Genomic DNA, 24,928 nt, shown 5'->3' with positions numbered 1-24,928 from the left:
CTCCCACACCAAAATCCTACAATGCCTGCATCTGCAGGAGCCCTTTTCAAGGGCGATAAAACACTCGCCGCGAGGGCGCGCCTCACACCAAAGTCCTACAATGGCTGCATCTGCAGGAGCCCTTTTCAAGGGCGATAAAACACTCGCCGCGAGGGCGCGCCTCCCACAACAGCAGGAAGCAGTGTAACCGCCTGAAGTTAAACCACCTCAACCATAAGATCGATTTTTTCGATCTGTTTTTATATTTAATTCGAATATTACTTGCTGTTATCTCGTCCTAAGATAAAACCTCAATGCACAATATCCCTACCAGAATGCAGGAGAGCAAGATGAAAATTAATCTGAAGGTTCGCCATGTTTCTATAAAAAAAGGGCTGGCAGAGTATATCCGCCGACGGATGGCGTTTGCACTGGCATCAAGAGATGACCAGACAGATCAAATTAATGTCACTCTTTCCGACATTAATGGCCCGCGAGGGGGCAAAGACAAGCGCTGCCAGGTACGCATCGTGATTGCAGGGCAGCGCGACATCGTCATAGACGATGTGCAGCAAAACTGGCAGGAGGCGATTGATAGCGCCGCCTCTCGGGCCAGCAGAACACTCACACGACGCCTGGCACGCATACGCAGCAAGAGCATCCGTCCCAAAAACAGGCTACCCAACGGATCACTCGTGGGAAGAGAAACAGAATACGACCAATATTTGTCTGCAGCAGGAGAACACTAATGGACAAGCCTATCAGCTCAAGCCCGGCATATGCTGCGGGCTCCGACTCAACCCGCACCCAGAACCGGGTGCTTAAAAACACCTATATGCTGTTGTCGATGACGCTGCTGTTCAGTGGCGCGACCGCAGGCCTCTCCATGGCCCTGAATCTGCCCCACCCAGGCATCATTATTACCCTGGTTGGCTACTTCGGTTTGCTGTTCGCCACCTCGAAGTTTCGTAACAGCGGTTTAGGCATCGTCTGCGTATTTGCGCTGACCGGATTTATGGGCCTGACGCTCGGACCGATACTGAGTGCCTATATGAGCCTGCCAAACGGCGGACAGATCATTATGAACGCCATGGCGGCAACCGGGGTTATCTTCCTCGGCCTGTCGGCCTATGTGGTCACCACCAATAAAGACTTCAGTTTTATGGGCGGGTTTTTAACGGTGGGCATTCTGGTGGCCTTCCTGGCCGGTATCGGCGCGTTTTTCTTTGAAATAGGGGCGCTGTCTCTGGTGGTTTCAGCGATGTTTGTGCTGTTAATGTCAGGTCTCATCCTGTACGAAACCAGCAACATCATCCACGGCGGTGAAACCAACTACATCATGGCAACAACCACACTGTTTGTGTCGATCTTTAATCTATTCACCAGTCTGCTTCATCTGATGGGCTTTATGAGTGATGAGTAAAGCCGCATAAAACAGAGGGTCACCCCACTAAATTCACCTCAGAGGACATCGGAGGCACAGAGATAAAACGCTAACGGGGGAGGAAAAAGCCAACAAAAAGCCCGCAACTGCGGGCTTTTATCATTGAGATTCACCTATCAGCCAGCAATGCATTCAGGGCAGGGCGCAGAAGGCGCACACTGATACAGACCCGCTTCATTCAGCGGCGCCGCGGCGTTGCTGCGTGATCCCAGGTAGAGCAACTTATCTTTTTCGGGCAGGGAGGTACAGGTTTCGTTATGCACTACAAACTCACCCGCTGCATTTGCACCCTTTTCAACATAGAACTTAGCCATTTCAATTTCTCCTGTAATTATCAGTCTGTGGCAGCTGCAACAAGGCTTCCGCCACATCTTTGACCACGACGGCCCGACTGAATAGTCAGATAAAAAACCGGGGAAATAGCCTGGAAAGGCTGTAAGTTATTCAACGAATCTACGCTGATTTTGTGCCTTACAGAACAAAACCGGACCATTTATCACCCACAAACGCGGTCAACAGAGGAAAGAGCAAAAACTATTCCGGGTTATGGCAAGCGTAGAGAAGCTCAGGTACACCAGGAATAATGAGCAGACTTAATCTTCCAGGTTTCGCACAAAACGGTATTGTTCAGCACCTGCGGCAAGACGGTATAAAATAGCCGGTCTCCCGGCGTCTTTTCGGAACTTACCGGTATCCTCCAAAAGGTTTGCCTGTTCAATGCGACGACGAAACGAACGCTTTTGCAACGGCTTGCCAATGAGCAGCTCATGCAGGTGCTGCAACTCAGGAAAAGTAAACTCCTCCGCCAGGGCATAAGCGGGCACGATTGAGTAGAGCGCTTTTTGCTTTAGCCTTTCACGCCCAGCCTCTATGATCGTCATGTGATCAAACGCCAGTGTCATCTCCGGCAGTTGCGCTACATCAACCCATTGCGCATCAGCCACCGTTGCTATCCTGGCCTCGCAGGCCTGATAAGCCATCAGCGCGGTATAACTGACCGTAACCGACCAGCCCCGTTTGTCGCGCCGATTGTTGCCATAGCTGGCCAACTGCTCAAGGTAGGGCGCGGTTATTCCGGTTTTATCCTCAATAACACCATTAATAGCCTGTGTCAGATCAGCCACCCGATGAACATCGATAAATCCCCCCGGTAATCCCCATTTTCCCAGCTCCGGATGACTCGCCCGTTCCACCAGCAGCACCTTCAACACGCCATCATGATAGGTAAATAACGCAGCGTCGACGGTCACTAAAGGACTGTCGAACTGCTTAGGGTCATATTGCTGCAGGTAAGTTGCTTCATCCATTGCTGATTGTTCTGACATATTCAGGCTGCTTTAGGGGTTAGAAGGGGATAACGCCATTCTAATCAATTTGTGTCTTTTTGTCACTTAGTGCTTGACATAATAAGTGACTATAAGCCACCATTCATATTAGTGACATAAGGTCACTATTAAAAAGGAGAGACAATCATGTTTGGAATTCAATTCTTTAAAGTCGACGCAGCCACTTACGCCATTAAAACAGCCAACGGTAAAGTCCGCCGTAAGGGCCAGGGCATCAGTTTCTGGTATAACCCGGCGACAGCCTCCATTGCCTGTGTGCCTACCAGCGTGCAGGAAGCCTCTTTCATCTTTAACCTACAGACAGACGACTTCCAGGAGGTGCGGGTTCAGGGGCAGCTGAGTTATCGCATTGTTAACCCCGACCAGTTGGCGGAGGTGATGAACTACACCGTGAGCCCCAGAGAAAACCGTTATACAACAGAAGACCCTTTGCGCTTAGATGATCGCATGATCCGTTTCGTACAGAACCGCTTTCAGGCAGATATACAGGCCGTCAAACTGAGAGAGGCACTGAAACTGACGAAACAATTAATGACAAATACTCAGCAGGGGCTGGCAAACGAACCGGCACTGCAGACCCTGGGCATCGAGGTGGTGGACCTGAGTATCACCGGCATTACCCCCGCGCCGGAAACTGTCCGGGCACTGGAAGCGGAAGCCCGGGAGTCGATTCTCAAAGAAGCGGATGACGCCATCTATCTGCGCCGTAAAGCCGCGGTGGAACAGGAAAGAACCATCCGGGAGGCCGAGTTACAAACCGATCTGGAAGTTCAGAAAAAAGAGCAGGAAATTAAACAGGAACAGGTTACCAATGAGCGCAACCTGATGAGAGCCCGAAAAGAGATCGAACAAGAGAGACTTCAGGCCGATATCGAAGCGGAAAGTCAGCGAATCGAGCTGGTGCAACTGAATGCTAAAAACGGAAAAATTGAAGCGCAAACACAGGCCTACGCGATTGAAGCTCAGCTGAAAGCCTATCAAACCATCCCCGTAGAAAACCTGAAAGCCATGGCGATGGGCAACATGCAGGCCGATCAACTGTTCGCCTTTGCTTTCGATTCTCTGGCGCAAAACGCCGCGAAAATTGGTGAGTTAAATATCTCTCCAGATCTGTTCTCTCAACTGATGAAAAGGGCCGGATAATGACTACAACAAATCAAACCCGCTATGTGCTGGTATGGCGAAAAACAAGACTTGAAGAGCTGGTAGGCCGCTTTAATACCTGGCCTCAGGCGCAATTCTACCTCGAACACAACCAGACTGATCCCAGTGACTATCTGGCTGAGCATGATCTTTACCGACAGCGCGTACAGGAGATCGAGCAGGTATTAAAAGCCCGTGGGCGGTTTCAGTCCCTCAGCCGTCAATACCTGCCCAGTTTCCAGTTCGGGCCTGATGATGTGGTTGTGGTGATTGGTCAGGACGGTCTGGTGGCAAACACTCTGAAGTATCTGGACGGACAGCCGGTCATCGCCATCAACCCTGATCCTCAGCGCTGGGACGGCATCCTGCTGCCTTTCGAAACGAAAGACCTGGACAGTGTCATCAGCACCGTCAACCGGGGACAGTCTACCGTTAATGAGATCACCTTTGCGCAGGCACGAACCAATGATGGCCAAACCCTGTTAGCCATCAATGACCTGTTTATCGGGCCAAAAAGTCACACCTCGGCCCGTTATTCCCTGACCTGGAACGGGCAGACGGAACAGCAATCCTCGTCGGGCATCATCGTCTCCACAGGATTTGGCTCTACCGGCTGGTTTGCCTCCGTGTTGGCCGGTGCCGTTGGTGTCATGAAAGAAACCGGCACTCAGAACCACCCTTTACAGGGAGGATTTGACTGGAGTGCACAGAAACTGCAATTTGCCGTGCGGGAACCTTTCCCCAGCCGAACCTCATCAACCTCATTAGTGTTTGGCGAGGTAAGCCTGAGCAAACCATTGCGTTTAGAATCCATGATGCCGGAGAATGGGGTTATCTTCTCCGATGGTGTAGAAAACGACTACTTACTGTTTAACTCTGGCTGCAGGGTAACCATTGGGCTGGCAGAAAAGCGGGGGAGGCTGGTAATGGGATAAACAGTCGGCAGGCTAGTATCGTTACACTAAACTCACCACAGAGGACACCGAGGGCACAGAGATAAAGCACTAACGGAGAAGGGCCACGCTCAGCACGGCTAAAGCATCAGGGATCAGGAGCCTGTTCATAGAGTTGTTAAGTCTGGATCAATGATTTTGACCCCTTCAACTCATTAGCCAGCTCAAAATCATAGGATTAAAGCTACTCATTTAATTGAGGTTTTTCAGCACAAATAGCTCTATATCTGAGCGCCACCAAATCTTTCATCTTCTCCTTGAGATGTTCCGGAACATAGGATCTGTCAATCAGTTGATTAGCCAGCCCTAGTTTCTTCCCGAATGATTTTATTGCCTTCTCAGCAGCAACAGATCTCAGGCCTATCTTTTCAGCTAACATCATGAAGTCCTGCCTGGTGTAGTAACCAAAATAGTCATGAGCCTCAGAAAAAACTCCTTCCTTTTCGCTTTCTAATAAAGGCATCGCCAACTGGCCAATGCCATCCGTCGGATAAAACTCTGTGCACAAGATATCGTAATTCGGAGTTAACCTATCATAGGTAAGGCCTTTGTTATCAGGCTGCCGAATAACGCTGAAGTTCTTTAAGTGCTGATCGTCATTACCAACCAGATAAGAAAGCAGAACCCTCTTAAAATATTCGTTCTGCACGGCCATTTTATTTCCAGTCACTGCCCTCAGCAGTACCCCGGCAGCTTCATACGAACTGCCATACTTATCATCTTTTAAAAGGTCTGAAAGTGAGCAGAGATCTTCCTGATGCAACTTCCCTGTTGAGGTTCGATCATATCGCTTTGTGATATATGCTTTTTCTCCATCTGAAAATTCAACCAAACCAGACTCAGCGGTTTCTATTCCCATCGCACGGCTAATACCCATGCAAAGGTGCTCCATTTCAGCACAGGCCTCTAAACCATCGGGGGACGGCTTTAATATATACTCTCCATCATTTGTTGTCGGTACTAACGCTGACGTATCAGAATCTACTTTCAATGAAAGTTTCTGCTGAACCCCGGAAATGGACAGGCCTTTAGTAAATTGGCGACCTTTTTGAAAAAACGCCTGTCGGGAAACATCTAAAGCTGCCGAAACTTTGTCAGAACCATAAAAGGCCTTAGCCGCAACATCTTTCATGAGCGGATTTTTATTGCTACTCATAAGCGTTTCTAACGAGATATAACAGTGTGTCATGACTGAGCTTCCTTCAACGTTACGGCTCCGGCTAAATCATCTCCGTTTTGCAACAACAGTCCAAATGTGTCTCTTTCATCAATTTTCTGGTTGACTGACTGAACCTCTTTCATCCAGCCCTCAGCTGCCAAATTTTCAAAAAAAGGAAACAATACATCAGACTTAAACGGCTCTTGCTGCAGAGGTAGCCTGTATGAGAGCGGAACCCCGTCGGCAAAATAGTCAGGCTTGTATTGAAACTCAAAACCGCCACCGTCTATTTCTCTCAGCTCACCAGCCACTTGAGCGTTAAAAAATACAATTGCTATCCTACCCATAGCTTTTTACCCAGCGCAGCCAGTACTGCGATCATAAGCTCAGCCTTCACGTTAGTCTGACCTTTTTCAATTTTTGAAATGGTCATATGAGATACGCCACTATAGGTAGCAAGATCCTCTATCGTCACGCCCTGGTCCTTCCTGGCTTGTTTAACGACTTCTGCTAAAGACTCAATTGGTTTGAAGTCTTGCTGCTGACGAAGCAATGAGAGCTCAGCAGCCTGCTTCTCATAAAGCACCCCCAAGTCGGTCAGGAAAGACTGGACTTCAGCGTTAGAGAGTTTTGTATCACTCATCAGAGCATAACTCCTTGCTTATTTTTTGACTAATTTATAGACGACTTATAAGCAATAATAGACAAGCCAAAGCAATATGTAAATTATTGCTTATTTTTAGACCATAAATAGCAAAAAAATAACAGTTAGCTTATTTTTAGTGTTGTAACAAACACAGTAACTCATGAACGAGTGAATTAAGCGGATCTGAGCCGATTGATCAGCTTATTGATCCTGACCCTTTCATTACCGCACTAAACTAACCACAGAGGACACTGAGGGCACAGAGATAAAGCACTAACGGAGAAAAAAGGGGCAACGCTCAGCACGGCTAAAGCATCAAGGATCAGTGTGGTTAAGTTTTGACCAATAACCATAACCCTTTGTTTTCAATAGCTAAATCAGCAAATAAGCTGCGTAAATACGGTAGATTGGGATGAAGAACGAGTCCCAACAAGATAAAAAACAAGTGCCTCAGGCTACGAAATCAATTAATCTGAGCCTATTAATCCGGGAGCCCCTAGAGAGCTATTGACCTAAAAAGGGCTTTGACCCCTTTCCCTTTTGAAATGGTCATATGAGATACGCCACTATAGGTAGCAAGATCCTCTATCGTCACGCCCTGCTCCTTCCTGGCTTGTTTAACGACTTCTGCTAAAGACTCAATTGGTTTGAAGTCTTGCTGCTGACGAAGCAATGAGAGCTCAGCAGCCTGCTTCTCATAAAGCACCCCCAAGTCGGTCAGGAAAGACTGGACTTCAGCGTTAGAGAGTTTTGTATCACTCATCAGAACATAACTCCTTGCTTATTTTTAGACTAATTTATAGACGACTTATAAGCAATAATAGATAAGCCAAAGCGATATGTAAATTATTGCTTACTTTTAGACCATAAATAGCAAAAAAATAACAGCTAGCTTATTTTTAGTGTTATAAGAAACACAGTAACTCATGAACGAGTGAATTAAGCGTATCTGAGCCGATTGATCAGCTTATTGATCCTGACCCTTTCATTAGGTGGTAACACCGCACTAAACTCACCACAGAGGACACCGAGGGCACAGAGATAAAGCAATAATGGAGGAGAGAGGGACCAACGCTCAGCACGGCTAAAGCATCAAGGATCAGTGTGGTTAAGTTTTGATCAACAACCATAACCCTTTGTTTTCAATATCTAAATCAGCAAATAAGCTGCGTAAATACGATAGGTTGGGATGAAGAGCGAGTCCCAACAAGATAAAAAGCAAGTGCCTCAGGCTACGAAATCAATTAATCTGAGCCTATTGATCCGGGAGCCCCTAGAGAGCTATTGATCTAAAAAGGGCTTTGACCCCTTTAACTTGCTTCTTGTATTCAAAACAGAAAACTCAACCCCCTTTACTTTCAGCAAAGCGTTGCAAAATTGTCGCCGAGGGATAGCTAGACATAGATGCAATACCGTTTGCAAGCTCTACAGGAAACAGTGCACCCTCAAACTTTCGGCTTATTAGGCTAGGTAATGTGGCCAGTATCCTATCTAAACCAATCAAGTCTCCCCCCGTCGGAAAACTACCGGCTGGATCATAAGACCCTGTAGGAATGCTTAGAACCAATTGGGTACTTGGATCCACTTTTACGTAAATCTTTTCTCCCCAATTTGTTCTACTTCCATAGGGATTGGTCAGATCCGGTGAACGATAAACTTCTCTTCTCACAAAATCATGACTTAAAACGGAATAATGAATGTTTTCTTCATTGTCATGAGGCTTTGTAAACCTAGCTATTGACGATAGATGATCGAAAAAAGCACCTGACTTTTCTTGTCCAATAATATGTATTGGACGATTCCTATCCTTGGCAAACTGTAAAAATTCTCTAATTGGCGGGACAAGCTTTGAGTATTGGCTTCTCAGGGTTAACGGCCCATCTTTTATAAAAAGTGTATTACTAAGTAAGCTACTGTCACTATGAGACCAAAAGAGACGAATAGCCGTAAAAAGCATCAAATGCTCCATCACAAGCATATAAGAAGAAACTATTGAATCCGGGGCACTGTCTTCATCCATATCCAAATGGAATCCGATCATATCAGTCAGGAATACCTCTTTCCCGCAATTACTATTTGGGCAACATCCAGTGTCACTATCATATGGAAGTCCGGGAATGTCAGCTGCACAATGCGGACAACCAAAAGAAGGCGAGTTACTCTGTAATGGCGACCATTTTTTATATGAGATCCATTTCAAAGTTTCATAAAAAGCACCATTCTGATCAATCTTCATAGAGTCATTTACGATATGCCTTATAGCCTCGTAATTGGTACCTAAAGAGGTCTTTACGTTTTTCAATGGAAAAACAGTTGCATGAAAAACGGCACTATCAGACATAATGTCTTGTAGAAGCAAGGGGTGAGGATGTTCTTTATCAATTTCTTCAAGCTTAGCTCGGTCTACAGTTAATAAAGCTGTTTTGACAAACGATACTTCCTTTGGTGGTTTTCCACCTGCCTCAATAGAAACAAAGGAACCATCTGTAGCCCAAACGCTTTTTAATGGCTCAATTGAAGATGAATTAAACTCACTCCAATTCGATCCACTAGTATCTTCATTACTCAGAATATTGCTTTCAAAGTCCTGAATAAGAGACTTAACCCAATCACTTTTAGTGACGGTTAAATGTCCAAGCTTAGATGCGGTTTCTCCCGGTAACCGAGCTGAGTTTTGATATGGCATATTCAATCTCTTCCCTGAAATATTTACTGCTGTGAAAGTGCTTCAAACCTATGCACTTGCACCGGAATAACGAACCGATGAGACAATGTGAGCATTCGAATGTAACCAGGTGTCTTTGCTCTCAATATGTCCTTTTCTGTACCAGCAAAAGCCACCTGAACTCTAGACAATGATTTTGCTTCATCCTGACTGGATAGATGACCAACGAAAAAATTTTCAGTTTGAGCTAACAGGTCTTTATTGATAGTTGAAGGGGATTGTGTCGAATAAACCATACCTATATGGAATTTCGCACCTTCTTTAGCAAACCTGACATAAACACCTGTAAGGTCCTTACTATCTGGTGGGAACAAGTTATGCGCTTCTTCGAAGTAAAGCTGCACATAAGAATTGCCAAGCTTATTGCCAACAAACTTCTTTTCCTGATGCGCAAATACAGACCTAGAAAGCATATCAGCAAAGTATCGGCGTACCGTATCGGTTGCATTTCCCAAATCCAAGATAACTGTTTTGCCTGAGTCCAATAATTCGAGAATTTCTTTTATAAAGCCACTCGCTTGAGGATGGTGGTACATCATGTACGCTCGAAGTATCGAAGGCCCGCTACCCGAGGACGGACGTAAAAAACCGAGCAGAGCTAAATCATCTGCGTCAAAAAGCGACTTCCCACTAGAAGACTTTAAGCTTGAGGCGTCATTTTCGTTAATAAATTTCGCTATCTGCTCGAATTCATTTAAAAGCTCTTCGAGATTTGATGGGGGGTTTGGAGGTGTTTGATCACCATATATTAGGTTTCTAACAGTACCATTAAAATGGGGGTCGAAGTGTTTGGCATTTTTTGAAACCAACCCTAATGCACGAAGCCTAGCTTCATCTTCTGGGAATCCTGCCTTTTTTAAGATGGCCCAGTACATTTGGATCTTGCGAATAGGACGATCTTTTTCACCGTATCCCAGCCCAGAAATAGATTCGATAGAAGGTAGTTTTACCGCTGCAAAATTGCGAATGTAATTCGAATTTTGATTATCTTGACTCAGCATTGATGCGAGTATTTCGATACAGGAGTTAGGATCTTCATAGAAGTTAAGCCTAAGAGGCTTTGATGGAGTTTCAGGCCGTTCCGTTAAAGCATATACACTACATCTGGAATCGTAAGCAGATCGAATAGACTTGTTCCCATCTTGAGGATTGTCGTTTGCGTATTCACCATTAATATCAAAAATAAGTTGCCCAACAGAGTTATCACCTTTGGTGGATTCAAGCATTCCTTGAGCAATTAATTTAACAGTATTCGATTTACCTAGACGAGTCTTACCAAACATTGCTGTTCGGCAACCTTTAAAGTCCTTTAATGATATTTTCGCTGGTGTTGTCTCAAAATGACTATTTGTTCTAAGACCGCACTCCATTGTCCTTAGCAATCCAATTTCGAATTGACTCTCAGGTCTAACAGTTCCATTAACTATCAACTCCAACAACGCTTCATCCGGAGAATAAACTTTATATCTATGTGCACTAACCACATTATTAACATCACCAGAAAAGCAAAGCTCGCTCATATCTTGGGGGTTGGCATAAAACATCCCCAGGACATCGCAATCCAAAGCCCCCCACTGAAGCTCACTTTGAGTCCAAACATCCAATTCCGGCATTGATTTCTTATGCAACTCAAAATAAGTCTGTTGTACTTGATTACTCAAGGGAGTAGGAGAAACCCCTGTGACTCTCAACAATGTAAAATGGGGAGGTAAGTTACCTGGATTATTTGGAGCCATGATTAAAAATGACCCTCTAGGTATGCCACCAACAGCTAACTTGTAGGGGTCACTGGTAATAATCTTTGCAGCCTCATAATCAAGCTCGAGAACATAACCAACGAATCTCATATCCTGAACATTTCTTGCCTTTTCAGCCCTATCTTCTTTTTCCAAAAAATTCCGAAGAGCAACGATTGGGTTATCTTGAGTTGAAGAGGTATTAACCAGACTAGTCAAACTGGTGCTGTTCATATTGATATCCTTATTTTGTAGCTGTAATAACGAGTTCTTCGTATTGATTTCTGCTGCTTGTTTTTGCAGATATTGAGCTATACCGACTCACAACATCTAAATCAAAGACACTCGAAGAATAAAGTTCACGCACAGATTCATGATTGGCATTCGTACATATTACTTGAGCGCCCCTTTTTCGAGCTCTAGTCAACGCAGCAGCTAACCGGATCTGGTCGCCCCAAGAAAAAAGTTTCTCGTTGTATTTAATGAAACCATTGAGGTTATGTCTGACAGTATATGGAGGGTCGGCAAAGACAAGGTCACCTTCACCAGCTTGATCTATTATTTTTTCGAAATCACACGCCTTTAACGATGCTCTATGAAGAAGGCGTGAAAGAACCTGAAAGTCATCTGACTCCAATAAAACATTGTCTTTAGAGCCTTTAGGGACATTAAACTCACCAAGCCTATTTACTCGATAAATCCCGTTAAAACACGTCCTGTTCAGATAGATAAATTGAGCGGCTCTTTCTATTAAATCATCCGGCTTGGAGGAGCGAATTCTGTAGTAGTATTCATCACTATGAAGAGAGTGATGTTCAGACAGAATTTCTTTTATTCTTATATGATTTTTCTTAATTCCTTTGTAGGCATCAATAAGATCTTTATTGCAATCCCCAAGGACAGCCTTTTGAGGTTTAAGATGAAAGAATACCGAGCCACCACCTAAGAAAGGTTCAATATATCGGTCGTATTCCTTCGGAAGTAAATGGTCATACTTCTGAACAAACCATCTTTTACCCCCAGCCCATTTTAAAAATGGAGGAATATTAATTTCGTTCAGGTTTTTCTTTCTCGATGCTCCAACCACACTCACCCTCATTCCTTCGATTTTTTGCTATTTTTTAAATGTTAACTCAGGTGATGCATTCATAAAATCACGAGTAATTTGGATATAGCCTCAGTTCACGAAGGATGAGACGTTGGATCACGGCTGTGAGATCTCAGATCACGGAGGATGAGATCCCACAGACACACAACCCCATCAAATATCCAGATTAGACACGTTCAGCGCATTGGTCTCGATAAAGTCACGGCGCGGTTCTACTTCATCGCCCATCAGGGTGGTGAATAGCAGATCGGCGGCGATGGCGTCGTCGATGGTGACGCGTAGCATACGGCGCTGTTCCGGGTCCATGGTGGTTTCCCACAGCTGTTCCGGGTTCATCTCACCCAGACCCTTATAGCGCTGGATGTAGTAGCCACGTTTGGACTGTTCCATCAGCCAGTTAAGGCCGGTGGTAAAGTTGGAGGTGGGCAGGGTGCGCTCACCACGCTTAAAGTAAGCGGTCTCTTCCAGCAGTCCGTCGAGGGTGTCGCCCAGACTGGTCAGCGCCTTGTAATCGCGGGATTCAAAGAACGCCTGATCGAAGGTGTAGTGGTGGCTGACGCCGTGCTGAATCACTTTTACACTGGGCAGGAAGATCCCCTGGTGCTCCATATCTTCGGCAGCGGAGGAGGTGTAAACATCACCACCATCCAGGCTGTCGCCCAGCCCATCACAGACCTGATCGATCCACTCGGCAACCTTCTGTTCATCTTTCAGATCATCCTGTGTCAGACGTGTGGTATAGATCATCTGCCGCAGAATGGGCTCGGGATAGAGGCGGGACAGGCGCACGAGCATCTTATCAACGGCGCGATAACGGTTAACGATCTCTTCCAGGCCTGTACCGCTGATCGGTGGGGCATCAGCATTAACATGCATCGATGCGCCTTCCAGCGCGCCCTGCAGCAGGTAGTTTTCCAGCGCATCATCATCTTTCAGATACTGCTCCTGCTTGCCTTTTTTGATCTTATACAGAGGCGGCTGGGCGATAAATACATGGCCCCGCTCGATAATCTCGGGCATCTGCCGGAAGAAGAAGGTGAGCAGCAGGGTACGGATGTGAGATCCATCCACGTCGGCATCGGTCATGATAATGATGGAGTGATAACGCAGTTTGTCGGCGTTAAACTCTTCCCGGCCGATACCGGTGCCCAGTGCGGTAATCAGGGTGCCGACTTCGGCTGAGGCCAGCATCTTGTCAAAACGGGCTTTCTCGACGTTGAGGATCTTACCTTTCAGCGGCAGAATCGCCTGCGACTTGCGGTTGCGGCCCTGTTTGGCTGAACCGCCCGCAGAATCACCCTCCACGAGGTAGATTTCTGAGAGGGCCGGGTCTTTCTCCTGACAGTCGGCCAGCTTACCGGGCAGTCCGGCGATATCCAGGGCACCTTTACGGCGGGTCATCTCACGGGCTTTACGCGCCGCTTCCCGGGCCCGGGCAGCATCGATCATCTTCGACACCACCGCTTTGGCATCCTGGGGGTTTTCCTGCAGGTAATCGTTAAGCTGCTCATACATCGCCTGCTCAACCGCGGTTTTCACCTCAGAGGAGACCAGTTTGTCCTTGGTCTGGGAGGAGAACTTAGGGTCAGGCACTTTCACCGATACGATGGCGGTGAGACCTTCCCGGCAATCATCACCGGTGGTGGCGCCTTTAGCATTCTTATTGAGCTTTTCCGCTTCGATATAGTTGTTCAGGGCTCGGGTGAGGGCGGTCCGGAAACCGGACAGGTGAGTACCACCATCACGCTGGGGGATGTTGTTGGTAAAGGAGTGGATATTTTCCTGATAGCTGTCGTTCCACTGCATCGCCACTTCAACGCCAACACCATTTTCATGCATGACGTTGATATGGAACATCTTGTTGACGGGGGTTTTGTTGGTGTTGAGGTAATCCACAAAGGAGCTCAGCCCCCCTTCATAGGCAAACAGCTCCTCTTCACCACTGCGCTCATCGATCAGACGGATAGCCACACCGGAGTTGAGGAAGGAGAGTTCCCGCAGACGTTTCGCCAGGATATCGAATTTAAACTCGAGCTGGTTGTGGAAGGTCTCTTCCGAGGGCCAGAAGCGCACGGAGGTGCCGGAGGTTTCTGTCTGCCCCACTACTTTCAGCGGTTCATCAGGAACACCGTGGCGGTAGGTCTGCTCATAGACATCGCCTTTGCGGCGGATGGTCAGTCTCAGCTCGGCAGAGAGGGCGTTAACCACCGAAACCCCCACACCGTGCAGGCCACCGGAGACTTTATAGGAGTTATCATCAAACTTGCCACCGGCATGCAGTACCGTCATGATAACTTCGGCGGCCGATACGCCTTCCTCTTCATGCAGTTCGGTCGGAATACCCCGGCCATTGTCTGACACTGTGACGCTGTTATCGCCGTGAATCGTCACTTTTATCTCACTACAGTGACCGGCCAGCGCCTCATCGATCGAGTTATCCACAATCTCGAAAACCATATGATGCAGACCAGTACCATCGTCCGTATCGCCAATATACATTCCCGGGCGCTTACGAACCGCATCCAGTCCCTTTAGGACTTTAATACTGGAAGAATCGTATTCCTGATTTTCGACGCTCATTCAGTTCTCCTGGCTTGCTTTCCGGGCACTACAGGCACCCGTTTTGTATGTTGAAAAAACGTAACCCGGCCGGCTCTGACCAGTACCCCGTCAAAGCATCTTTATCAACACAGGTGATAAAACACTGACTGGCTGTTTTTTCTAAATAGTTACAGAACAGCCGGCTATGGTACTGATCCAGCTCTGATGGTAAATCATCGATCAGATAGATACAGGCCCGACTGTTCAGTTTGTAAAATAACACTCCCTGCGCCAGCTTAAGGGCGCTCACCACCACCTTTTTCTGCCCCCTTGAGAGACGTTCTGAAGCGGTGTGGCCATCTACCTTAAGCCGCAGGTCAGCCCGTTGCGGACCGGCACTGGTGTAACCCTGACGCAGGTCGCGTTCAAAGTTTTCATCCAGCACCTGATCCAGGCCACGTTTTTTGTCCCATCCGGGACTAAAACTCAGATCGATACTGATGCCCTCAAGCAGGTCAGCAAGGATCAGATCAAATTCGGGTTTTAATGCTTCAATATACAGTTCGCGAAGCGTATTCAGCTGCTCCGCGTAGCTAATAAATTCCTGGTCCCAGACCACCCGAATTCGTTGCTCGATTTTACCATATTTCAGTAGAGAATTTCTCTGTTTTAATACCCGTCTGAAACCACGCCAAAGCCTTATAAATTCGGGATTTGAGTGAAATGCACCCCAGTCGAGAAACTGTCGCCTGATAGCCGGACTGCCCTCGAGAATCATAAAGGTTTCTGAGTTGATCACCTGGATCGGTAACAGTTCGGCGAGGGTGGTGATATCGATATTATTGCCGGCATAACGGATGCGGCAATCACTCTCCAGATTGCGCTCTACCCCCAGGGGCTGACTGACGCCGCTGCCCATCGCATCCAGCTGAGCAAACACCGTGCAGCGCTGCGAGCCGGTCTGGATCAGATGGTTGAGCTTATTGGTGCGAAACGAACGGCACAGACCCAGCAGGTGGATCGCCTCAAGCACACTGCTTTTACCACTGCCATTGGCACCGTGAATAATATTGATACTGGGTGAAGGCGCGAGACTGAGGTCGCTGAGATTGCGAACCGCACGAATATTGAGTTGGGTTATCGGCATATCGGCTATATAAGGAGGGGAGGTATAGGAAGGGGGCCTGTGGCCCCCTAACAGAATTACATCCGCATCGGCATAACAACGTAGAGGGAGTTGGCATCGTCCAGCCCCTCAATCAGCGCACTGCTGTTAGAGTCGGCCAGGGTAAAGCGCACCACCTCAGAGCTGACAATCGACAGCACATCCAGCAGGTAGTTAACGTTGAAACCGATCTCCAGAGTATCGCCTTCATAATCCACAGCAACGGTTTCTTCCGCTTCTTCCTGCTCCGGGTTGTTGGCCATCACCTGAAGATAACCGCTGGTCAGCGACAGACGCACACCACGGTATTTTTCGTTCGACAGAATCGCAATCCGGCTGAATACCTGGCGCAGCTCCTGACGGGTGCCCAGCATAAACTTGTCGCCACCCTGTGGAATCACCCGCTGATAATCGGGGAACTTGCCGTCAACCAGCTTGGAGGTGAAGGTGAAATCACCGGCATGGGCGCGGATATGGTTGGCACCGACCACCAGTTTTACCTGATCATCGCCGCTTTGCAGCAGACGGGCCAGTTCGAGAATACCTTTACGGGGCACGATAAACTGATGGTTTGCCGGACCGTTGGTGTCGACCTGCGCGACACTGGTCGCCAGACGGTGACCATCAGTAGACACTGCGCGCAGGCTGTTCTCGGTGATCTCCAGCAGCATCCCGTTAAGGTAGTAACGGACATCCTGTTGGGCCATAGAGAAACCGGTCTGATCGATCAGATGGCGCAGCTGACTTTGCAGAACATTCAGCTCAAACGATTCAGGACTGTCTTCAACATTGGGGAACTCAGCCGCCGGCAGGGTAGAGAGAGTAAAACGGCTGCGTCCCGCTTTGATCACCATCTTCTGACCGGTGAGAGTCAGTTCGATCTGGGCTGAATCCGGCAGGGATTTACAGATATCCATCAGTTTCCGTGCCGGCACGGTGATCGAACCCGCTTCAGCCGGTTCATCCAGCTGCACCCGGCCCACCAGTTCAACTTCAAGATCGGTTCCGGTCATCGACAGCTGATCACCCTCTGCAACCAGCAGAATGTTGGAAAGCACTGGCAGTGTCTGACGACGTTCCACAACACCTGCAACCAGTTGCAGTGGTTTAATTAGCGCTTCTCGCGAAATAACAAATTTCATCTTTTTGCTACCCTTAATTGATCAGCCTGCTACGCGGTCAGATGACGCAACAGATTCTGATAATCCTCTCTTATATCCGTATCGGTCTCACGCAGCGAAGCTACTTTACGGCAACCATGCAGTACCGTGGTGTGGTCCCGTCCACCAAAAGCATCACCAATCTCAGGCAAGCTGTGATTGGTCAGCTCTTTAGACAGGCTCATAGCGACCTGTCTTGGCCGGGCCACAGAACGACTGCGTCGTTTCGAAAGCAGGTCCGATACTTTGATCTTATAGTAATCGGCTACAACCCGCTGAATGTTATCAATACTAACCTGTTTATCCTGCAATGCCAGCAGGTCTTTCAGTGATTCTTTAATAAAAGGTGTGGTGATCGCATTTCCGGTAAAGTGGGCATTGGCAATCACCCGTTTCAACGCCCCTTCAAGTTCGCGGACGTTGGAACGGATCTTCTGCGCCAGGAAGAAAGCGGAGTCATCCGGCAGACGCACCTGGGCCTCTTCTGCCTTTTTCATCAGAATTGCCACCCGGGTTTCCAGCTCCGGCGGTTCAATCGCCACGGTCAGCCCCCAGCCAAAGCGGGATTTCAGCCGCTCCTCAACACCGTTGATCTCTTTCGGATAGCGGTCACTGGTGAGGATCATCTGCTGACCACCCTCGAGCAGCGCGTTGAAGGTGTGGAAAAACTCCTCCTGAGAACGCTCCTTACCGGCAAAAAACTGAATATCATCGATCAGCAATGCATCCACTGAACGGTAATAACGCTTGAAGTCATTGATCGCATTCAGTTGCAGCGCCTTTACCATGTCCGCCACAAACCGCTCAGAGTGCAGATAGACAATCTTGGCTTTCGGATTGCGCTGCAACATCTCCATCCCCACCGCATGCATCAGGTGGGTTTTACCCAGACCGACACCACCGTAGATAAACAGAGGGTTATACGAACCACCGGGGTTATCGGCCACCTGCTGAGCCGCCGCCAGCGCCAGCTGGTTGGACTTACCCTGAACAAAGGAGTTAAAGGTAAACGACTGGTTCAGATTGGACTGATGGCGCACGCTACCCTCAACATCGACACTGCGTGACGAGCCTGACTGAGCAGAAGGGGGCACAATAATTTCACGGTGGTTGATCGGCTGAAAGCTGCTGTCATCAATTGCCAGTTGCTGCGGAGCATTTTCTTCCACCGGTTGAGGCCGTGAAGCAGTCTGAGGCCGATTATCAAAGCTGTTCTGGGAATCAAAACTGTTCTGAGAATCAAAGTTGTCCTGATTATCATAGCCAGAGGAGAACGACCCGGAATCATCGAAGCGATTGGCCGGACGACGAGCCGGCGCGGGCGGTGGTGCAGGGCGGGCAGGGCGCTGAGAGAAACCATTGGCGCGGCCTGCAATATCGATACTGACTTTGGCAGCGATATCACCACTGACCGTGTTGACGATCTCACGAATGCGGTTAAGGTATTTATCGCTCACCCAGTCCTTAACAAACCGGTTCGGTGCCAGCAGAACCAGCCCGGTATCCGACTCTGGCGACACTTTCAGAGGCCTGATCCAGGTATTGTATTGTTGGGAGGGGAACTCATCCTGAAGATTCTGAAGACACTGTTCCCACAACTCAGCCGACATAGCTAATCCTTAAACATCCTCTGTTTTCACTGCTGTTGAGTGACCGAGAACAAGACCGTAAACGTAATAAATAATAGCAGATAATACCCTTTAAACGCCCGCTTATCCACAGTTAGACGCAATCTGTTGCTAATTCTTTTCTGCTGATTTTTCAAATAATTAGCAAAGATTCCACAGTTTGCGAGGGAAACAGCGGGGCGCTGCAAAAAACTATCCATACTTTAAAAACAGTTAATATTCAGACCTATCAACAGAGTATCTATCTGTTTTTAATGATTTAATACGAGTTAATAACAGAATATTGTGCATATCTGAAAATAACGTCTGGGAATAATGTTACAAAGGCCAGAAACGGCTTTATTATCTGCCTGAAAAAGATCGTCACAGCTTTTTTATGATTGATGTCAGGAATTGTTTGCAAAGCGGATATCTTTTCTCTACAATTTCGCGTCTGTTTTTGACCGTGGGATTCAGCCAACCTTACTGATACCACCACACTGTATGTTAGTAGGACTGACCAATGAAAAGAACATTTCAACCAAGCAACCTGAAGCGTAAACGCACTCACGGTTTCCGTGCACGTATGGCAACTAAGAACGGCCGTGCTGTTATCAACCGTCGTCGTGCTAAAGGCCGTAAGCGTCTGTCAGCATAATTTTTTGCCTGTCAGGCTCTCTGAATGAATGAATTCAGCTATCCCCGTCAGTTAAGACTTTTAACTGGCGGGGATTTTAAACAGGTATTCAGCCGAGCCAGCCTCAAGGTGTCAGATAAACATCTGTTGATCCTTGCCCGTCCAAACGATCTCGATCATCCCCGTGTCGGCTTTGTCTTCTCCAAAAAAAATATCCGTTTAGCTGTTAATCGTAACCGCGTTCGGCGTATCATTCGCGAGTCTTTCCGTCTTAATCAGCATAAGCTGCCTAATGTCGATATCGTTATTCTGGCCAGACAGGGTCTGGGAGATATCGAAAACAGCAACGTTCACGCCCTTATTAATAAGAGCTGGAACCGCCTGATTGGCCGAGCCAAGGCAAAATCTGACAAATCAACTTAAAACTTATAACTGAATGGTCCAGAAACCATGGATGTACAGCGCATTATATTGATCGCAGCACTGGCAATTATCTCCTATATGCTGGTGCTTCAATGGAACCAGGACTACGGTGCTCAGCCGGTAGCGGTTGCCCAGCCCGGGTCTGTTTCAGCCTATCAGTCCAGTAACGAAACTGCGGCTTCGCAAGCAGGTGATCTGCCTCCAGCGACAACTACTGAAGCGGCGGCTAACAACGATCTGCCGGAAGCTCAGGCCGTTGCGACAACCGCACAGCAACAGCTGATCTCTGTTAAAACCGATGTTCTGGAGCTGCTGATCGATACTAAGGGTGGCGATATCATCCAGTTGACGCTGCCAAAACACAAAGCAGCGCTGAACGATGATAAACCCTTCGTGTTGCTGGAAAATGGCAATCGTACCTATGTATCTCAGAGTGGTCTGATCGGTAAAGATGGCCTCGACGCTAAAAAAGAGGGGCGGCCACAATACACCACAGCCAAAAACAGCTATCAGATGGAAGGCGACAAACTGACCGTTGATCTGGTGCATAGCGGTGAAGACGGTGTTGTAGTCACCAAGCGTTTCGTTTTTACCAAGGGTAGCTACAAAATTGAACAGGATTTCCTGATCAACAACGGCTCTGCTGAAGTATGGCAGGCTAAGCTGTTTGGTCAGATTAAGCGTGACGGTTCAAAAGACCCTTCGCAAACCACCAGTATGGGGATGCAGGCGTTTCTGGGTGCCGTGTTCTCTACCGCGGATGAACACTACGACAAATTTGCGTTCAAAAAGCTGGATGAAACCAACGTTAAGAAAACCAGCATAGGTGGCTGGGTCGCGATGTCCCAGCACTATTTCCTCAGTGCCTGGATTCCAGCGGCGGATCAGGAAAATAACTATAGCAGCCGGGTAAGCAACGGTAACTATATTGCCAGTTTTGTCGCACCTGAGTTTTCTGTTGCACCTGGCGAAACAAAAACCGTCAGCGCAGGCTTCTACGCCGGACCAAAAGAGACCGACCTGCTGGAACAGGCGGCACCGAATCTGGAGCTGACGGTTGATTACGGCATTCTCTGGTTCATCGCCTCACCGCTGTCCTGGTTGCTGAAAACGATTCACAGCTTTGTGGGTAACTGGGGTGTATCCATCATCTTTATTACCATCATCGTTAAAGCGCTGCTGTTCCAGGTGAATGCGAAGGCGTTCAAATCGATGGCTAAGATGCGTAAGTTTGGCCCGGAGATGACCCGTCTGAAAGAGCTCTACGGTGATGACCGTCAGAAGATGTCTCAGGCGATGATGGAGCTGTACAAGAAAGAGAAGATCAACCCGCTGGGTGGCTGTCTGCCGATTGTGGCGCAGATGCCAATCTTTATCGCCCTGTACTGGACGCTGATGGAATCCGTTGAACTGCGTCATGCTCCCTTTGCACTCTGGATCAATGACCTGTCAGTGATGGACCCCTACTTCATGCTGCCAATCCTGATGGGGGCAACCATGTTTATTCAGCAGCTGCTGAACCCGACACCTCCCGATCCGATGCAGGCGAAGATTATGAAGATGCTGCCAATCGTCTTCACCTTCTTCTTCCTCTGGTTCCCGGCTGGTCTGGTACTGTACTGGCTGGTGAACAACATTCTGTCGATTACACAGCAGTATATAATCAACAAGCAGATAGAAGCTGAAGGCAGTAAGTAAGCCTTCACCAACCTAGAAAAAGGCCTCTGATGAGGCCTTTTTTGTTTTAGTGTGTCGACACGTTTTTGTAGGAGGCGCGCCCTCGCGGCGATTAACTGAAACAGCCCCATATCATCGCGGCGAGGACGCCGCTCCCACACAAGCTCAATTTTTTATCCGCAAGTGATAACGTCGCGTTCAAGCTATGAATAACGGGAGCGAAACGATTATGTTACACTCCCGCCAATCTTAACCACCTAATCGCTATCTACTAATTTCCGAGGTTCTAATGACTCTGATTGATCAGGATACTATCGCAGCCCAGGCAACGCCTCCAGGCCGGGGTGGGGTGGGTATTGTCAGGGTGTCGGGAAAACTGGCCGGTGATATCGCTGAACAGGTTCTGGGGTTTGTACCACAGCCCCGTTTCGCCCACTACGGCCCTTTCTTTGATAACGACAGGAATCAGCTGGATCAGGGGTTAGCGCTCTATTTTCCCGGCCCCAACTCCTTTACCGGGGAAGATGTGCTGGAACTGCAGGGCCACGGTGGCCCGATCATTATGGACTTTATCCTGCGACGAGTGGTGGAGTGTGGTGCCCGACTGGCCAATCCCGGTGAGTTTTCTGAGCGCGCCTTTCTCAACGATAAGCTGGATCTGACACAGGCTGAAGCGATCGCTGATCTGATCGATTCCAGTTCAGAGCAAGCCGCCCGCTGTGCCCTGAAATCACTGCAAGGGGCATTTTCAGAACGCGTACATCAACTGGTTGAAACGCTGACTCAACTGCGTATCTATGTCGAAGCCGCTATCGACTTTCCGGAAGAGGAGATCGACTTTCTCGCCGATGGCAAGGTCGCCGGTGATCTGCAGCGCATCATCGATAAACTGGCAGAAGTAAAACAGGAAGCCCGGCAGGGCAGTATCATCCGAGAGGGGATGAGTGTGGTGATCGCCGGACGACCCAATGCAGGAAAATCCAGCCTGCTGAACGCGCTGGCCGGGAAAGAGTCGGCGATTGTCACCGATATCGCCGGTACCACCCGGGATGTGCTGCGCGAGCATATTCATATCGATGGCATGCCACTGCATATTATCGATACGGCAGGGCTTCGGGATGCCCCCGATGAGGTTGAGCGGATCGGTATCAGCCGTGCCTGGGATGAGATTCAGAAAGCCGACCGGGTGCTGTTGATGGTGGATGGCACTACCACCGCCACCGATGACCCGGAACAGATCTGGCCTGAGTTTGTCAGCCGTCTTGAAGACAGAAGCAAGATCACGGTGATCCGTAATAAGTGTGACCTGACCTCAGAACAACCGGTTATCGGTGAGCATGATGGCCATACCCTGATCTCTCTCTCGGCCAAAGCGGATATCGGTGTGGATAACCTGCGCCAGCATCTGAAAGACTGTATGGGCTATGCTAATACCACCGAGGGTGGCTTTCTTGCCCGCCGCAGACATATCGATGCCCTGAACCGGGCGGAAAGTTTACTCCTCACGGGCCAGGAACAGCTGATCTATGGCGGCGCCGGAGAACTGTTGGCCGAAGACCTGCGTCAGGCACAGCAACATCTGAGTGAGATTACCGGCGAATTCAGTTCGGATGACCTGCTGGGACGAATCTTCAGCTCATTCTGTATTGGCAAATAATCGGATCAGCGATACTTAATAGGGTCTTCCATCGAACCGACAGGCACACTTTTAAGACACTCCAGAAAGATAGAGAAGAGTTCTCCATGAGAGGTGATCTCAAGTTTCTGGTGGATTCGTTTACGATAGACCTTAACGGTTTCCGGGCTTATCTCCAGTAACCGGGCAATCGATTTACTGGAGTGTCCGCGAAGAATACACCTGACAATTTCGCATTCCCGATCACTCAGGCATGAGGAGCCAAATAACTGGAACGCCTTTTCCAGATGAGCTCCAACCCGCCCGGTATCCTGAGACAGATCTGATCTGATCTCCGGCCAGTGACTTCGGATTAATGATATAAACAGTGATTCAACCAGGTCTAAACGATGCAGGTCATCGGTTGTCAGTGCCGATCGATTATCTCTTAGCCCCAGTGACAGATGGATCTGAACGCTCTCATTGATATTCACAATCAGAGTGGTTTCATCCCGTAGCCGGGTCGGGACATAAAAGTTTTTAAAGTAATCGCTTTCAAAGAAGTCATCAGGCGCAATATCTCTGAGATGGTAAAAACCATCATCCACACGCTGTTTAGACAACTCGTAAAAAGGGTCGAGTAGATAAGCTCCCTCAAAGTATGGAATCCAGCAGTTCTCTATCTCTCTTTTATGGAAATCATTAAACAGGGGGCGGGGCAGTTCACCAGGAATGAAGGCATAGCCCATGACAGTGTCATATGCCGAGAGGTATTCACAGATTTGGCAGAGTAAACCCGGAAACTCATCTGTACCGATGGCCGCCACCGCCTTAGCACTGAGATCAAAAACCTCTTTTATCTCCTTATTACTGATCAGCGGCGTATGCATTGAGCTTCCTGAATTTATAGACTTCTCCTTAATAGTATAGGGTTCCAGTGAAGATAAAAACGGGCCGTATTAACGGCCCGGATGTTGTTATTAGTGAGCAAAAGAGAGTATTTCTTCATAATATTCAGGTCTGCGGTCTCTGAATAAGCCCCAGCTGTCCCTCTGTTGTGCTATCTGATCCAGATCGAAACTGGATAACAGAACCGTTTCACTGTCGCTATCAGCATCAGCAACCAGTACGCCTGTCTGATCGGCTATGAACGAAGAACCATAGAATTTTATCGGGGTATTGCCTTCGGCCTCCTGACCTGTTCGGTTGGATGCGATAACCGGCAGGATATTTGCGGCGGCATGCCCTTTCATCACATTCCGCCAGTGATCGGTGCTGTTATGATCCGGATCGGATGGTTCGCTGCCTATCGCTGTGGGATAAAAAATCATCTCTGCTCCCTTAAGAGCCATAATACGCGCGGCCTCAGGAAACCATTGATCCCAGCAGATGCCCACTCCAATCCTGCCATAGCGGGTATCATGAACCATAAATCCGGTATCCCCGGGACTGAAATAGTATTTCTCTTCATAACCCGGGTTTTGTGGAATATGCATTTTCCGATAGGTATCACTCACTGATCCATCGGCATCGATAACCACCAGAGAGTTAAAACGGGTATTTCCCGCACGCTCGAAAAAAGAGAGTGGTAACACCACCTCTAACTCCTTAGCCAGTTCAGAGAAATGTGCTATGAGCGTGCTTTCTTCTACGGTTTTTGCCAGCTCGTTGTGACAACTATGCTGTTCAGCACAGAAATAGGGGGTTTCAAACAGTTCCTGTAACAACACAACCTGTGCACCTTGCTGAGCAGCCTGCCTGACCAGTTGTTCCGCTTTGGCCACGTTGTTCTGAATATCCCATGTGCAAGACATCTGGGTCGCTGCCACTGTTACTTTTCTCATTCTGTTTCTCACTTATCATT

At 48.2% G+C, this 24,928-nt stretch carries 23 protein-coding genes; 8 read left to right on the top strand and 15 right to left on the bottom strand.

The features are described 5' to 3' along the window. Window positions 1-329: 329 nt before the first annotated feature. Window positions 330-728, top strand: coding sequence for an HPF/RaiA family ribosome-associated protein (locus JW499_RS04615; protein ID WP_205209494.1), 399 nt, complete (start codon window positions 330-332; stop codon window positions 726-728). Next, on the top strand, window positions 728-1,402 hold the full coding sequence (locus tag JW499_RS04610; protein ID WP_205209493.1) for a Bax inhibitor-1/YccA family protein: 675 nt from the start codon (window positions 728-730) through the stop codon (window positions 1,400-1,402). The genes JW499_RS04615 and JW499_RS04610 overlap by 1 nt, the downstream gene beginning before the upstream one ends. Before the next feature lie 137 nt (window positions 1,403-1,539). On the opposite strand, the gene JW499_RS04605 is transcribed toward JW499_RS04610, so the two are convergent. Continuing rightward, window positions 1,540-1,737: a hypothetical protein gene (locus tag JW499_RS04605; protein WP_205209492.1), complete on the bottom strand. Its 198-nt coding sequence runs from the start codon at window positions 1,735-1,737 to the stop codon at window positions 1,540-1,542. Between the two features lie 279 nt (window positions 1,738-2,016). Continuing rightward, a complete protein-coding gene (locus tag JW499_RS04600; protein ID WP_232846235.1) occupies window positions 2,017-2,748 on the bottom strand; it encodes an NUDIX hydrolase in 732 nt (243 codons plus the stop codon). Between the two features lie 147 nt (window positions 2,749-2,895). Between JW499_RS04600 and JW499_RS04595 the strand changes: the two genes are divergently transcribed. Further along, window positions 2,896-3,912 carry an SPFH domain-containing protein gene (locus JW499_RS04595; RefSeq protein WP_205209491.1) on the top strand — a complete coding sequence of 339 codons (1,017 nt, stop codon included), beginning with the start codon at window positions 2,896-2,898 and terminating at the stop codon, window positions 3,910-3,912. After that, entirely contained in the window at window positions 3,912-4,847 is a 936-nt protein-coding gene (locus tag JW499_RS04590; protein ID WP_205209490.1) for a diacylglycerol kinase catalytic domain-containing protein, read from the top strand. The genes JW499_RS04595 and JW499_RS04590 overlap by 1 nt, the downstream gene beginning before the upstream one ends. 202 nt (window positions 4,848-5,049) lie before the next feature. Here JW499_RS04590 and JW499_RS04585 read toward each other — a convergent pair whose 3' ends face one another. From JW499_RS04585 to dnaA, 11 genes are all read right to left on the bottom strand, one after another. Beyond that, window positions 5,050-6,021 (bottom strand): type II toxin-antitoxin system HipA family toxin, encoded by a 972-nt coding sequence (locus tag JW499_RS04585; RefSeq protein ID WP_205209489.1) that lies wholly within the window; start codon window positions 6,019-6,021, stop codon window positions 5,050-5,052. A gap of 29 nt (window positions 6,022-6,050) precedes the next feature. After that, the gene (locus JW499_RS04580; protein WP_205209488.1) at window positions 6,051-6,371 is read right to left on the bottom strand and encodes a HipA N-terminal domain-containing protein; all 321 of its coding nucleotides are present in this window, start codon (window positions 6,369-6,371) and stop codon (window positions 6,051-6,053) included. Then, window positions 6,359-6,667, bottom strand: coding sequence for a helix-turn-helix domain-containing protein (locus JW499_RS04575; protein ID WP_091354217.1), 309 nt, complete (start codon window positions 6,665-6,667; stop codon window positions 6,359-6,361). The genes JW499_RS04580 and JW499_RS04575 overlap by 13 nt, the downstream gene beginning before the upstream one ends. A 499-nt stretch (window positions 6,668-7,166) precedes the next feature. Next, complete coding sequence (locus JW499_RS04570; RefSeq protein WP_205209487.1) at window positions 7,167-7,433, bottom strand: helix-turn-helix domain-containing protein; 267 nt, start codon at window positions 7,431-7,433, stop codon at window positions 7,167-7,169. 579 nt (window positions 7,434-8,012) lie between these two features. Further along, window positions 8,013-9,356, bottom strand: a complete 1,344-nt coding sequence (locus JW499_RS04565) for a hypothetical protein (RefSeq protein WP_205209486.1) — start codon at window positions 9,354-9,356, stop codon at window positions 8,013-8,015. A 23-nt stretch (window positions 9,357-9,379) separates the two neighbouring features. Next, window positions 9,380-11,365, bottom strand: coding sequence for an ATP-binding protein (locus tag JW499_RS04560; RefSeq protein WP_205209485.1), 1,986 nt, complete (start codon window positions 11,363-11,365; stop codon window positions 9,380-9,382). Between the two features lie 10 nt (window positions 11,366-11,375). Beyond that, window positions 11,376-12,224 carry a DNA adenine methylase gene (locus tag JW499_RS04555; protein WP_332873950.1) on the bottom strand — a complete coding sequence of 283 codons (849 nt, stop codon included), beginning with the start codon at window positions 12,222-12,224 and terminating at the stop codon, window positions 11,376-11,378. A gap of 168 nt (window positions 12,225-12,392) precedes the next feature. Then, window positions 12,393-14,819: a DNA topoisomerase (ATP-hydrolyzing) subunit B gene (gene gyrB, locus JW499_RS04550; protein WP_205209484.1), complete on the bottom strand. Its 2,427-nt coding sequence runs from the start codon at window positions 14,817-14,819 to the stop codon at window positions 12,393-12,395. Window positions 14,820-14,847: 28 nt separating this feature from the next. Next, entirely contained in the window at window positions 14,848-15,927 is a 1,080-nt protein-coding gene (gene recF / locus JW499_RS04545; protein ID WP_205209483.1) for a DNA replication/repair protein RecF, read from the bottom strand. Between the two features lie 56 nt (window positions 15,928-15,983). Next, on the bottom strand, window positions 15,984-17,087 hold the full coding sequence (dnaN, locus tag JW499_RS04540; RefSeq protein WP_091354209.1) for a DNA polymerase III subunit beta: 1,104 nt from the start codon (window positions 17,085-17,087) through the stop codon (window positions 15,984-15,986). A 29-nt stretch (window positions 17,088-17,116) separates the two neighbouring features. Then, window positions 17,117-18,715, bottom strand: a complete 1,599-nt coding sequence (dnaA, locus tag JW499_RS04535; RefSeq protein ID WP_205209482.1) for a chromosomal replication initiator protein DnaA — start codon at window positions 18,713-18,715, stop codon at window positions 17,117-17,119. Between the two features lie 520 nt (window positions 18,716-19,235). On the opposite strand from dnaA, the gene rpmH reads away from it, so the two are divergent. The 4 genes from rpmH (at window position 19,236) to mnmE (ending at window position 23,106) form a co-directional block, all read left to right on the top strand. Next, a complete protein-coding gene (gene rpmH, locus JW499_RS04530; RefSeq protein ID WP_091354204.1) occupies window positions 19,236-19,370 on the top strand; it encodes a 50S ribosomal protein L34 in 135 nt (44 codons plus the stop codon). A 24-nt stretch (window positions 19,371-19,394) separates the two neighbouring features. Continuing rightward, on the top strand, window positions 19,395-19,772 hold the full coding sequence (rnpA, locus tag JW499_RS04525) for a ribonuclease P protein component (protein WP_091354201.1): 378 nt from the start codon (window positions 19,395-19,397) through the stop codon (window positions 19,770-19,772). 27 nt (window positions 19,773-19,799) lie between these two features. Continuing rightward, the gene (gene yidC, locus JW499_RS04520) at window positions 19,800-21,470 is read left to right on the top strand and encodes a membrane protein insertase YidC (RefSeq protein ID WP_205209481.1); all 1,671 of its coding nucleotides are present in this window, start codon (window positions 19,800-19,802) and stop codon (window positions 21,468-21,470) included. A gap of 268 nt (window positions 21,471-21,738) precedes the next feature. Continuing rightward, a complete protein-coding gene (gene mnmE / locus JW499_RS04515) occupies window positions 21,739-23,106 on the top strand; it encodes a tRNA uridine-5-carboxymethylaminomethyl(34) synthesis GTPase MnmE (RefSeq protein WP_205209480.1) in 1,368 nt (455 codons plus the stop codon). Window positions 23,107-23,111: 5 nt separating this feature from the next. Here the strand turns inward: mnmE and JW499_RS04510 are convergent, their stop codons facing one another. Continuing rightward, window positions 23,112-23,954: a helix-turn-helix transcriptional regulator gene (locus tag JW499_RS04510; RefSeq protein WP_205209479.1), complete on the bottom strand. Its 843-nt coding sequence runs from the start codon at window positions 23,952-23,954 to the stop codon at window positions 23,112-23,114. Window positions 23,955-24,044: 90 nt separating this feature from the next. Further along, window positions 24,045-24,908, bottom strand: coding sequence for an N-carbamoylputrescine amidase (gene aguB, locus JW499_RS04505; protein ID WP_205209478.1), 864 nt, complete (start codon window positions 24,906-24,908; stop codon window positions 24,045-24,047). Between the last annotated feature and the right edge of the window lie 20 nt (window positions 24,909-24,928).

Source organism: Amphritea pacifica (assembly GCF_016924145.1).
Lineage (GTDB): Bacteria > Pseudomonadota > Gammaproteobacteria > Pseudomonadales > Balneatricaceae > Amphritea > Amphritea pacifica.
This window is presented reverse-complemented; position numbering and strand designations above follow the sequence as displayed.